Annotated in this window: 13 protein-coding genes; 5 read left to right on the forward strand and 8 right to left on the reverse strand. The window is 65.7% G+C overall.

Going from position 1 to position 11826, the window contains the following annotated elements; all coding sequences use genetic code 11:
• Positions 1 to 304: 304 nt before the first annotated feature.
• Entirely contained in the window at positions 305 to 1285 is a 981-nt protein-coding gene (locus tag ACP5E6_RS03780) for an adenosine kinase (protein ID WP_427951891.1), read from the reverse strand.
• Positions 1286 to 1666: 381 nt separating this feature from the next.
• Between ACP5E6_RS03780 and ACP5E6_RS03785 the strand changes: the two genes are divergently transcribed.
• Genes ACP5E6_RS03785 through gshB form a run of 3 tightly spaced genes read left to right on the forward strand, consistent with a single transcriptional unit; the run spans position 1667 to position 3459 of the window.
• Complete coding sequence (locus ACP5E6_RS03785) at positions 1667 to 2122, forward strand: bactofilin family protein (protein ID WP_427951950.1); 456 nt, start codon at positions 1667 to 1669, stop codon at positions 2120 to 2122.
• 29 nt (positions 2123 to 2151) lie between these two features.
• Entirely contained in the window at positions 2152 to 2463 is a 312-nt protein-coding gene (locus tag ACP5E6_RS03790; RefSeq protein WP_427951893.1) for a hypothetical protein, read from the forward strand.
• Between the two features lie 33 nt (positions 2464 to 2496).
• Positions 2497 to 3459 (forward strand): glutathione synthase, encoded by a 963-nt coding sequence (gene gshB, locus ACP5E6_RS03795; RefSeq protein WP_427951895.1) that lies wholly within the window; start codon positions 2497 to 2499, stop codon positions 3457 to 3459.
• Positions 3460 to 3655: 196 nt separating this feature from the next.
• On the opposite strand, the gene ACP5E6_RS03800 is transcribed toward gshB, so the two are convergent.
• From ACP5E6_RS03800 to ACP5E6_RS03830, 7 genes are all read right to left on the reverse strand, one after another.
• Entirely contained in the window at positions 3656 to 3997 is a 342-nt protein-coding gene (locus ACP5E6_RS03800; protein WP_427951897.1) for a carboxymuconolactone decarboxylase family protein, read from the reverse strand.
• Entirely contained in the window at positions 3994 to 4755 is a 762-nt protein-coding gene (locus ACP5E6_RS03805; RefSeq protein ID WP_427951900.1) for a Crp/Fnr family transcriptional regulator, read from the reverse strand. The genes ACP5E6_RS03800 and ACP5E6_RS03805 overlap by 4 nt, the downstream gene beginning before the upstream one ends.
• A 101-nt stretch (positions 4756 to 4856) precedes the next feature.
• Entirely contained in the window at positions 4857 to 5660 is an 804-nt protein-coding gene (locus ACP5E6_RS03810; RefSeq protein WP_427951903.1) for a class II glutamine amidotransferase, read from the reverse strand.
• 2 nt (positions 5661 to 5662) lie between these two features.
• Positions 5663 to 7075: a bifunctional enoyl-CoA hydratase/phosphate acetyltransferase gene (locus ACP5E6_RS03815; protein WP_427951906.1), complete on the reverse strand. Its 1413-nt coding sequence runs from the start codon at positions 7073 to 7075 to the stop codon at positions 5663 to 5665.
• Between the two features lie 10 nt (positions 7076 to 7085).
• Positions 7086 to 8879, reverse strand: coding sequence for a PHA/PHB synthase family protein (locus ACP5E6_RS03820; protein WP_427951909.1), 1794 nt, complete (start codon positions 8877 to 8879; stop codon positions 7086 to 7088).
• 25 nt (positions 8880 to 8904) lie between these two features.
• The gene (fabI, locus tag ACP5E6_RS03825) at positions 8905 to 9693 is read right to left on the reverse strand and encodes an enoyl-ACP reductase FabI (RefSeq protein ID WP_427951912.1); all 789 of its coding nucleotides are present in this window, start codon (positions 9691 to 9693) and stop codon (positions 8905 to 8907) included.
• Positions 9694 to 9697: 4 nt separating this feature from the next.
• Positions 9698 to 9970: a hypothetical protein gene (locus tag ACP5E6_RS03830; RefSeq protein ID WP_427951915.1), complete on the reverse strand. Its 273-nt coding sequence runs from the start codon at positions 9968 to 9970 to the stop codon at positions 9698 to 9700.
• 217 nt (positions 9971 to 10187) lie between these two features.
• Between ACP5E6_RS03830 and ACP5E6_RS03835 the strand changes: the two genes are divergently transcribed.
• Together ACP5E6_RS03835 and ACP5E6_RS03840 are read left to right on the forward strand one after the other, a co-directional pair.
• Positions 10188 to 10844, forward strand: coding sequence for a BON domain-containing protein (locus ACP5E6_RS03835; RefSeq protein WP_427951918.1), 657 nt, complete (start codon positions 10188 to 10190; stop codon positions 10842 to 10844).
• A gap of 18 nt (positions 10845 to 10862) precedes the next feature.
• The coding region (locus tag ACP5E6_RS03840; protein ID WP_427951920.1) for a phosphotransferase at positions 10863 to 11826 on the forward strand (964 nt) is incomplete at its 3' end.

The following is an 11826-nucleotide window of genomic DNA, read 5'->3' on the forward strand; positions in this document are numbered from 1 at the left end:
CCCGTATTCCAGCGCCGTGACAGCGCGTTTGTCGTTGAACAGCGTGATGCCGCGCACGGCGAGCCAGGTCCTGGTGTAGTCGAGCATGGTCAAGTCTCCTTCTGCCGCGCGGGTGACCCGGTGACGGCGATGATAAATCGCATGATGCCAGGCTTTTCCCGGCTTGAGGTCGCTGCTTCGGGGAAAAGCATCGCCTCGGATGGTCATGCAACGATATAGGCAGAAGAAGATTGACGGATGGTTAACGGATCGCCGGGCGTTTTGGCGCGGGAGGAATTTTCGCCGCGCCGCAACCGAAGGTCGTTCAGGCGGCGGCGAGCGCGGCCAGGGTTGCGGCATCCGGCCGCGCGCCGATCTGCGCGATCGCGGCGGCGGCGGCGGCGCTGGCGAGCTGCGCGCAGGCTTCGAGCGACAGCCCACGCGCCCGCGCGGTCAGAAACCCCGCAGCATAGGCATCACCGGCGCCGGTGGTATCGATCACCTGTGTCGCCACGGCCTGGGCGTGGTGGCGCGTCGCCCCGGCGATGATCACGCTGCCGGCCTCGCTGCGGGTCAGCACCGCCAGCGGCACGGTCTGCGCCGCGACATTGGCCGCGCTGTCGAAATCGTTCTGTTCGAACAGCGCACAGATTTCCGCCTCGTTGGCGAACAGAATGTCAACGCTGCCAAGCAGGTCGAGAAACCCGGCGCGGTGACGATCGACGCAGAACGCATCCGACAACGACAGCGCAACCTTGCGGCCCGCGGCGCGCGCCAGGCGGGCAGCGGCGTGGAACGCGGCCTTCGCCTGCGGCGGATCGAACAAATAGCCTTCAAGATAGAGGATCGCGGCGGCTTCGATCGCCTCGGCATCGAGATCGGCGGCGGAAAAATCGACGCAGGCGCCCAGATAGGTGTTCATCGTGCGCTGGCCGTCCGGCGTGACAAGGATCAGGCAACGCGCGGTCGGGGCGCCGCCGTTGGCCGCACTCGACGGAAAATCAACCCCGATGTCACGCAAATCGGCGGCAAAGGCGGCGCCCAGCGCATCATCGGCGACCTTGCCAAGAAACGCGACCCGTGCACCCAGGCCTGCGGCAACGGCGCAACTATTGGCGACCGAGCCGCCCGATGCGGTCTTGCCCGCCGGCATCGCTGCGGAAATCCGGGTGGCGGTGGCGGCGTCGATCAGCGCCATCGCGCCCTTGCGCATGTCGTGACGATCGAGAAAATCATCGTCGGTCAGGGCCAACACATCAACAATCGCGTTGCCGATGCCGATGATGTCGTAGCGCAGCGCAGCCATGGTAAGGGTCCGTTCAAATGGGGATGATCCCTGCCTATCATCGGGGCGGAGGCGTGCCAACTCCAGCACGCGAGATGGCGGCCGGATTGCAGATCGGCAACTCGATCGGGTTGCGGAACCTTGGGGATAACCATGGGTTTTCTGCCTCGGGCGCATTGTCGGTGGCGCGGCGGCCGTGCTAGCTCCGCTCAGCGCGATGCGAGTGGAGGTTCCGTGATCAGTTTCAGAAAACGCGACGAGCAGCCGACCCAGCCGAAGCCGACCGAGGGCGGCATTCAAACCGTACCGACCGACGACGGGTTGAGCATGCCGCCATTCCGCCCCGCCACTTCGGAAGCGACCCCATTTCCCGCCGAAACGCCGACCGCACAGGAGACGCCCATGGCACGATCCCCTTTCGCTCCCACCCAGCCGACCGCGACACCGCCCACCCCGTCCGTCTCGCCAATGACCGGCGCGAGTTTCCGCCCACCCATGGGCCGCACGCCCGATGCGGCTGAGCGCCGTACCCTGGTGGTCGGTCGCGGCATCAGCGTGCAAGGCGTGGTGCAGGATGCCGAACGCCTGGTCGTGGAAGGCACCGTTGAAGCGACCATGATCAACGCCACTGAATTGTCGATCGCCCAGGGCGGCGTGTTCAAGGGCGAGGTCGAGGTCGAGGAAGCCGAGATCGCCGGCACGATCGATGGTACATTAACGGCGCGCCACGCCCTGATCGTGCGCGCCACCGGTCGGGTCCTCGGCACCGCGCGCTGCCGGCGACTCCAGGTCGAAGATGGCGGCCAGATCACCGGCCGGATCGAAATGATCACCGAAGGTGCCGCCCAGACCGAATGAAATCAACCGGTTGCGCTGTGATGGCCCTGATGGCCCTCGCTCTGGCCGGATGCAGCGCGACCCCGCGCCAAACCGTCATCGGCGCCGATCAGGCGCTGGTCCCGGTGACGCTGGTCGGCACCACGGATACGCGGCTGCGCGCCGATCTCGGCCGGCCGGCGCTGCAACGGGTCGATGGCTCGGCGCAGGTATGGCTCTATGACTCGCCGGTATGCCGATTGAACGTGATCCTCTATCCCGGTCCCGGCGGTGTGCCTCAGGTCAGTGCCGCGATGCCGATGCCGCACGGCGTGTCCGCGACCTCCTGCGTCGCCAGTCTGGAACAGAACCGCGCCTCCTGATAGAGGATGCGCCCAACAGGGAGCGGAGGGCGCATGAACGGTCTGCAAGTCGCGGTTCAGATGGACCCGATGGAAAGCATCGACATCGATGGAGACTCCAGCTTCGCCTTGATGCTGGAAGCCCAACGTCGCGGCCATCAGCTGTGGCACTATCTCGTGCGTGACATGTGGCTGGAAGCCGGCGTGCTGCGGGCCACGGTGCGGCCCGTAACCGTGCAGCGCGCACGTGGCGCGCATTTCAACGCCGGAGCCGCCGAAATCGTCGATCTCGCCGGCATGGACGTAGTGCTGATGCGCCAGGACCCGCCGTTCGACATGGCCTATATCACGGCAACGCATCTGCTTGAGCATATCCATCCCCGCACGCTGGTGGTGAACAACCCGGCTTCGGTGCGCAATGCACCGGAAAAACTGCTCGTGATGGAATTTCCCGATCTGATGCCACCAACCATGATCGCGTGGGACAGGGCGGCGGTGCGCGATTTCCGGACCCGCTATAACGACATCATCGTCAAACCGCTCTTCGGCAACGGCGGCGCCGGGATTTTCCGGATCAAGCCCGATGACGAGAATCTCGGCGCCCTGATGGATCTGCATTTCGGCATCTCGCGCGAGCCGCTGATGATCCAGCGCTACGAGCCGGCCGTGCGCGCCGGCGACAAGCGGATCATCCTGATCGACGGTGAACCGCTGGGCGCGATCAACCGGGTCCCGGTCGAGGGCGATGCCCGCTCGAACATGCATGCCGGCGGCGTGGCGCGACCAACGACCCTGACCGCGCGTGATCGCGAAATCTGCGCGCGAATCGGCCCGACACTGAAGGAACGCGGCCTGTTGTTCACCGGAATCGACGTGATCGGCGACTACCTGACCGAAATCAACGTGACATCACCAACCGGCATCCAGCAGGTGGCGCGCTTCGGCGGCGCCGATCTGGCCGCGGCGATCTGGGATCGGATCGAGGCGAGGCGTTCGAGCGATATGCGATTAAGTTGACGCGACAGCGACAACTTCATCGCATGAAATCGCTCGAAAAAACATAGAACTAAAGCGATATGCGATTAAGTTGACGCAACGGCGGCAACGTCATCGCATGAAATCGCTCGAAAAACACGGAGCCAGAGCGTTACGCTGAAAGCATAACGCTCTAGGCGCCCTCAGCCTCCCTGACCTCCTGCACCGGCCGATCCGGTCACTCCTGGCATTTGTCGAACGCTTCGAGGGCTTCAGCGGCGTACATGGCGGAGGGACCGGCGCCCATATAGATCGCCATGCCGAGGGTTTCCGCGATTTCGGCCCGCGTGGCCCCGGCGCGGGCGGCGTCCCTTGCGTGGTAGGCGATGCAGGGCTGGCAGCGGGTCGCGACGCCGATCGCCAGGGCGATGAGTTCCTTGGTCTTATGATCGAGCGCGGTGCCGCCATGGGCCGATTTGGCGAGGCTGCTGAACGCTTTCATGACCTCGGGGTTGACGTCACGCAGGTCTCGCACGCCCTGGTCCATCTCGGTCATCAGGGCTTGCCAGTTTTCGATCATGATGTGTGTCCGTTGCTGTGGTTGTGTTCGGGTATAAAGGCGTCGAGCGTGGCGTCCGTCGCCATCGCCCCGCTGATCAGGCGGTTGAGCGCGCACCGATTGATGATGCGGAATCGGTGCCGTCCATCGAGCTGGATGACGCCGGTGCGGTGCAATTGCTGCAACATCCGGCTGACGCTTTCAATCGTCAGGCCAACATGGTCGGCAATATCGGCCCGATCCATCGGGATGGTGATCCGATCGTCATCGTCGGTATGCATGTCGGGGTGGCGATCGAGGAAATCGAGGAACAGGCCGATTTTCTGCAAAGCGCCATAGCGGCCGAGCGCGATGGCCTGATGCTGGGCGGCGCGCAATTCGTGCGAGACCTTGCACAGGAAATGGAGCTGCAAATTCGGATCGTGTCGCAGCATCCGCTCCAGCGCATCGATCGGCAGGCAGTAGGCGGTCAGCGCGGTCACCGCCTGAGTCGATTGCGCATAGCGGCTGGCCTCGAACATGCCGACCAGATCGTGGCTGAAAAAGAAAGCGACCACCGCCTGCCGCCCATCTTCGAGCGACGACACCGATTTCGCCACGCCCGCGATGATGTTGAAAATGACGGTCGCAGGCTCACCCTCGTGAAACAGGAACTCACCGGGCGAAAACCGCCGGATCGAGGCGATCAACGCCAGTTTGCGCCGTTCATCGACCGTGAGCAATTGCCGCGGCATCGTCGAGGACCCGCTCAGCGGAATCGCGTAAATCGAGGGACCCAAGCCGCTCTCAGTCTCTGGCCCGTGCGCCGCCTCCATCAAAATCGCTTTCCAATCATGCCTCTCTCCATGCAGCGTTCCGGCAACGCCGTCATTGATCGAGATCAATGATCCGTGATGATGGCGCCGGCCCGCGCCGCAATCAGCGTGCCGGCGGGCAGCGGGGTCCAAGTTTCCTCGGTCAGGGGGGCGCTGGCCAAAATCACGACCGTCTGGGTCGTGTCGGTCGGGCTCAGATGCAGGACCGGTGCAACCTCGGCTTCGCTGTCGCAGGCGCAGCTTCGGGTCACCATGACCAGACCGGGCGGCGCGATCTGGCCATCGGCCTGGGTGCGCCGGTCGGCATGGGCGAACAGGGTGTCGCCATCGGTGTAGAGAAAATTCGCCGGACCGAGCGTGCGCAGCGCGGCGGCAAAATCGCCGATCACCCGCCGCCGTGCGGCAAGACTGGGTGGCCCGCCCGCCCATAACGACGCCAGACGTTCAAGCAGCGTGCAGAACGCCACCTCGGAATCGGTATCCCCGATCGGCTGGAACCGGGCGTCGGTCGGGCCCGGCTGTTCGAGCAGGGCAGGGAGGTTGCCGTTATGCGCAAAAACATGCAGCCGCCCCCCAAGTTCGCGGCAGAACGGCTGGGTGTTACGCAACGCGACGCTACCCTGGGTGGCGCGGCGGATATGCGCGATCGCCAGCGCGGTCGGCTGGTGCGCGGATTCCACCGCGCGCATCCACGCGCTCTGCTTTGCCGGTTCGGGACGGCGAACAACCATGGCATCGGCCCCGTCATGCAGAGCGACCCCCCAGCCATCACCCAGCGCGCGCGCGGGGTCGCCGCGGGCCGCCAGGCGTGACATCGACAGGGTCATCCGTGTCGGCAGGCGGGCCGAGATGCCGAGTAATTCGCACATGATCAACCAGGCCCATGCGCCGCCATCAGCAGCGCGACGGCGCAGGAGGCAAGCCGGGCCGACGCATTATCGGCACGGCTGGTCAGAATGATCGGAATCCGCGCCCCCACCACAACGCCGGCGGCATCGGCGCCGGCGAGAAACGTGAGTTGCTTGGCCACCATGTTGCCCGCCTCGATATCCGGCACCAGCAGAATATCGGCCTGTCCCGCAACCGGTGAGACGATGTGTTTCTCCGCCGCCGCCAGCGGGCTGACCGCATTGTCGAACGCCAGTGGTCCATCGATGATGCCGCCGGTGATCTGGCCGCGCTGGCCCATTTTACACAGGGCGGCGGCATCGAGCGTCGATGGCATCGCCGGATTGACGGTCTCCACCGCCGCCAGCACGGCGAGTTTCGGGGTCTCGATACCGAGCGCATGGGCAAGATCGATCGCGTTCTGCGCAATATCGGCCTTGGTCGCGAGGTCCGGGGCGATGTTGATCGCGGCATCGGTCACCAGCAGCGGGCGCGGATAGCTGGGCACGTCCATGACATACACATGCGACAGGCGCCGCCCGGTGCGCAGGCCGTTTTCCGCCCGCATCACCTCATGCATCAGCTCATCGGTGTGCAGCGCGCCCTTCATCAGCAGTTTCGCCGCTCCTTCGCGCACCAGTTGCACCGCGCGGGCGGCCGCGGCGTGGCTGTGCGGCGCATCCTCGATCCGCACCCCGGTCAGATCCAGCCCGGCCGCGGTGGCGGCGGCCTGGATCTTCGCGACCGGCCCGACCAGAATGGGAATGATCAACCCGGCGGCGGCGGCATCGAGGGCGCCGCGCAAACTCACCTCGTCGCACGGATGCGCGATGGCCGTGGTGTAGGGACCGCGTGATTTCGCCTCGGCGAGCAGCGCATTGAACCGCTCATGCCGGCTCAACCGCACCTCCGGCAGCGCCATCGCCGGACGGCTGATCTTCTCGGTCGGCGCCTGCACGATCGCGGTGCCGCGCAGCACAGTGACATTGTTCTGATTGACGGCGAGGCAATCGAGGCTGAGCCGGTGCTTCTCCACAACCCGCTCGGTCACGGTGACGCTTGCGGTAATCGTGTCACCCGGTGCCACCGGCGCGCGGAACTGCAGGCTTTGATCCAGATAAATCGTCCCGGGACCCGGCAGTTTCGTCCCCAGCACCGCCGAGATCAGCCCCGCCGTCCACATCCCGTGAACGATGATGTGATGAAACATGTCGGTGCGGGCATAATCCGCGTCCAGATGCGCAGGGTTGATGTCGCCCGAAATATAGGCGAACAGCGCGATGTCATCGAGCGTCAACGTCCGGCTGACCGAGGCGGTGTCGCCGATCGCGATCTCATCGAACACGCGGTTCTCGATCGTCCCGGCGGTCAACGGCATGCGGGCAAGAGAATCCATGCGGCAATCCTCAACGTTCGTGGATGTAATGGCCCGGCGCCGCGTCGAGCGGCGGATAGCCCGCCGCCTCGCGACCCAGCGGCGGCGGCGCCACGGGCGCGCCCGAGCGCGTATCGAGGAAGCTCACGAATTCCGGCCACCAGGACCCCTCCTTGACCGGTGCTTCCCGCTGCCAGTCTTCCGGTGCGAGATAGCGCGCGCCCGGCGCGCGGAACTGCAGGGCGAAATGGCGGTTCCGATGGCCCGGTTCACTCACGATGCCGGCATTATGGCCCCCCGAGGTCAGCACGAAGGTGAGCGGCCCGCGATTGAGCAGGTGCAGCTTGTACACCGAATGCCAGGGCGCGATATGGTCGCGCTCGGTGCCGACCACGAAAAACGGCGTGTCGATATCACCGATCGCCACCGGCCGGCCGCCTGCCTGCAACCGCCCTTCCGCGAGGTCGTTGTGCAGGAACAGATGGCGCAGATATTCCGCGTGCATCCGGTAGGGCATCCGCGTCGCATCCTCGTTCCAGGACATCAGATCGTTCGGGTGCTCCTGCTCGCCGATGAAATAGCGGCGGATCATCCGCGACCAGATCAGATCGTTCGAGCGCAACATCTGGAACGCGCCGGCCATCTGCGTGGTGTCCAGATAACCCTGCCGCCACATGATGTCCTCAAGAAACGCCAGCTGCGCCTCGCTGATGAACAATTGCAACTCGCCGGCTTCGGTGAAATCGGTCTGGGCGGCGAACAGCGCGAGCGAGGCGAGGCGGTTATCGCCATCGCGCGCCATCGCGGCGGCGGCGATCGAGAGCAGCGTGCCACCCAGGCAATAGCCGGCGGCGTGGATCTTTGCCGCCCCGGTGATCGCGCTCACCGCATCGAGCGCCGCCATCACGCCATCGGCGCGGTACTCATCAAGCCCGATGTCGCGATCCGCCTCGGTCGGGTTATGCCAGGAGATCATGAACACGGTGTAGCCCTGGCCGGTCAGATAGCGGACCAGCGAATTTTGCGGCGACAGATCGAGGATATAATATTTCATGATCCAGGCCGGCACGATCAGCAGCGGCTCCGGCCGCACGGTCGCGGTCGTCGGCGCATACTGGATCAACTCGATCAGGCGGTTGCGATAGACCACGCTGCCCGGCGTCACCGCCACGTCCCGCCCCGGTTTCAGCGGCAGATCGACCTGCTTGCGCAGCGCGACCGCGGTGTCCTGCATCAGGTTCTTCAATCCCTCGCGGATCGATTGTCCCTCGCTGGCGCGCGCCGCGTCGGCGACTTCGGGGTTCATCGCCGGGAAATTGGTCGGCGCCATCGCATCGAGCGCCTGGCGTGCCATGAAACTCACGATGCGCTCATGCGCCGGATCGACCCCGGCGATGCCGGTGGTCGCGTCGTGCCACCAGCGTTCGGTGCGCAGGAACTGCTCCTTGTAGATCCGGTAGGGCATATCCTGCCAGCGTGGATGGGTGAAGCGCCGGTCGCCATCGGTCGGTTCGGTCTGCGCTTCCTCTAACCCCAGCGCGATCCGCCCGATCGCGGCCCAATCCTCCATCGCCTGACGCGCCAGATCCATCCGCCGCGCCGGCTGGTTGGCCAAATGCGCCGCCCAATCCCGCATGGCGAGCGCCAACCCCGCCGGGGACAGTCCGGCGGTGAATTTCGCTTCCGCGGCGTGCAGCGCACGGTCGATCGCATCGGTGGTCGAAACCCGCTCGCGCGTGATCGGCGCCGGTGGCGCAACCGCACGGGGTGCGGCTGGTATCGGCTTGCTTGCGGCGGGTTTGGCGCGTTTGATATCGGTGCTCATGGGCAAATCTCCTGTTCGGCGCTGGTCACGCCATAATATGCTGGCCACCATCGACCGGAATGACCGTGCCGGTGATCCGCGCGGCGGCATCGCTGGCGAGGAAGGCGGCAAGGGCACCGACATCCTCGATCGTGGCAAGCTGGTGTTCGGGGGCATCCCTGGCGGCGCGGTCGAGCAGCTCGTCGAACCGGTCGATCCCGCTGGCCGCGCGGGTCGCGATCGGGCCGGGCGAGAGCGCATTGACCCGGATGCGCTGCGGCCCCAGCTCGGCGGCGAGGTAGCGCACACTCGATTCCAGCGCCGCCTTGACCGGACCCATCAGATTATAGTGCTCAACCACCCGTTCCGATCCGTAAAAACTCACGCTCAGCAACGCCCCGCCGTCCGGCATCAAAGGCTCGGCGAGGCGTGCGCAGCGAATGAACGAATGGCACGACACGTCCATCGCCATCGCGAACCCCGCCGCCGAACAATCGGTGACGCGGGCATGCAGATCATCGCGCGGCGCAAAGGCCATGGCATGCAGCAGAAAATCGAGTCGGCCATGCGCCGTTCGAATCGCGGCGAACACCGCCTCGAGCGCGCCGGGCTCGCGCACGTCGCACGGCAGCAGCAGCGTACAGGGCAGGGCGCTGGTCACCGGCTCCACGAACGGCTTGGCCTTCTCGTTCAGATAGGTTGCGGCAAGCTGCGCGCCCGCCTCGGCGAAGCGACGCGCGCAACCCGCCGCGATCGAATGTTCGTTGGCGATCCCGAGAACCAGCCCGATCTTGCCGCTCAAATCAACGATCGGCGTCACCGCGGGTCCCGGCATCGCGTCAGGCCACCACGTGTTCGGATCGCTTGACCTCATGGGCAGACCGCTCAGCCGGGCGCGCCGGCGGACGATGCGTGGCGGCGCTGCCCGCCCGCATCATCGCCTCCAGCATGCCGAACTGCGCCTGCGTGACGGCTTGCAGCAGGGCGAACTCAGCCTCGGCGATCCGCATCATGCCGCTGGTGAATTGCTCGAACAGCACGGGCGACAGGCTGGCGCCGGAAAATGCGCTGGTCAGCTCGCTCAAGCGCTTCGGCTCGAATAACGTACTCATCGTAACCTCCGATTTTTTGAATGAAAAACCCACGTAGTCAGGGCCACGTAGTCAGGGATCGTGACGATTGTCGTTGATCCAGGTCAAGCCGACGATCACCTCAATGCGAGTGCCCGCCCGGCCCCGTCGCGGTAGCCGTTGAGATATATCAACGACGCGCGCCCGCAGCACCGCTACGATGCTCGTCTAGCATTATCACTCTGAAAGGGGAGTCGTCATGAGTTACGTCAATGATCTTGATCTCCGTCGGGATGTCGAGGACGAATTGGAATTCGAACCGGGGCTGAAAGCGGCCGGCATCGGCGTCGCGGTCAGCGGTGGCGTCGTGACCCTGACCGGCCATGTCGGCAGCTACGCCGAAAAACTTGCCGCCGAACGGGCGGCAGGCCGGGTCAAAGGGGTGCGGGCGATCGCCGCCGACATCGAGGTCCGCCCGCCGGCCGAGCCTGACCTGGATGACGATGACATCGCCCGCCGCGCCGCCAATATCCTGGCCTGGAGCGTCTATCTCCCGGCGGATGCGGTGCGCATCACGGTCGAGCAGGGCTGGCTGACCCTGAGCGGCGACGTCAAATCCCAGCATCAGCGCCAGGCCGCGGTCGATGCGGTTCACCATCTTGCCGGGGTGGTCGGGGTGACCAATCTGATCACGGTTCACCCACCGGTTACCGTCGCCGATGTGCACGACCGGATCATGTCCGCCTATCGGCGCAACGCCGAGCTCGATTCCTCGGGCATCAAGATCGCGGTTGAGGGAGGGCGTGTCACGCTGAGCGGCAAGGTGAAGGCCTGGACCGAACGCCGGACCGCCGAAAACGCGGCCTGGGCGATCCAGGGGGTCACCGAGGTCGTCGATCATCTCAAGGTCGGGTGAGCAACCGGTACGGCGCCGGTGACGATCCCCGCCGAACAGGCTGAGGTTGCCGCGTTCCTGACCGCCCTGACCGGCGCGCCGCCGATCGAGACCCATATCTCGGCGGTGTTCCTCGGCGGCGACCGGGCGTGGAAGCTGAAGAAGGCGGTGCGTCTGCCCTATCTCGATTTTTCCGCCATCGCGACGCGGCATCGCATGGTGGCGCGCGAGTTCGCGCTGAACCGGCGCACCGCGCCGGCGATTTACCGGGCGATCCACGCGGTGCGCCGCCTGCCGAACGGCGGGTTGACCCTCGCGGAGGCCAGCGCCGATACGGCCCCCGTGGTCGATTGGGTGCTCGAAATGGCGCGGATTCCGCAATCGGCGTTTTTCGACGCCATGGCGGCGGCGCATGCCCTGTCCGACGCCGTGCTTGACGATCTGGCCGACGCTGTTTTCAATTTCCACGCAGCACTGGCACCGCCCGCCCCGCCCGAATTTCCTGCATTGCGCGACTGGCCAACGGTGATCGACAGGATCATCGCCGACAATGTCGCGGCGGCGGGCGTCACATCGCTGCCGGTTCAGGGCATCGCCGCCTGGCACGATGCGGCGCGCGCGCAATCCCGGGCGCGGCGGCGCTGGCTGGCCGGTCGCGCCGCCGAGGGCCGCATCCGCCATGCCCATGGCGATCTGCACCTGGGTAACATCTGTCTCTGGCAGGGCCGCCCCACCCTGATCGACGCGCTTGAATTCGACGATGCCCTCGCCACGATCGATCTCGGTTACGACATCGCCTTTCTTCTGATGGATCTGGCCTACCGTGCCGGCCGCACCGCGGCCAACCGTGTGCTCAACCGCTATGTCGCCCGCACCGGCGATGCCGGTCTGGCGCCGGGGCTGGCGCTCTATATGTCGTTGCGGGCGATGATCCGCGCCCATGTCGGTGCCCATGTCGGTGCCCAAACCGCCGCGCCGCAGGCGCACGCGCAACTCGACGCGG

Source organism: Acidiphilium sp. (assembly GCF_049977125.1).
Taxonomy (GTDB): Bacteria; Pseudomonadota; Alphaproteobacteria; order Acetobacterales; family Acetobacteraceae; genus Acidiphilium.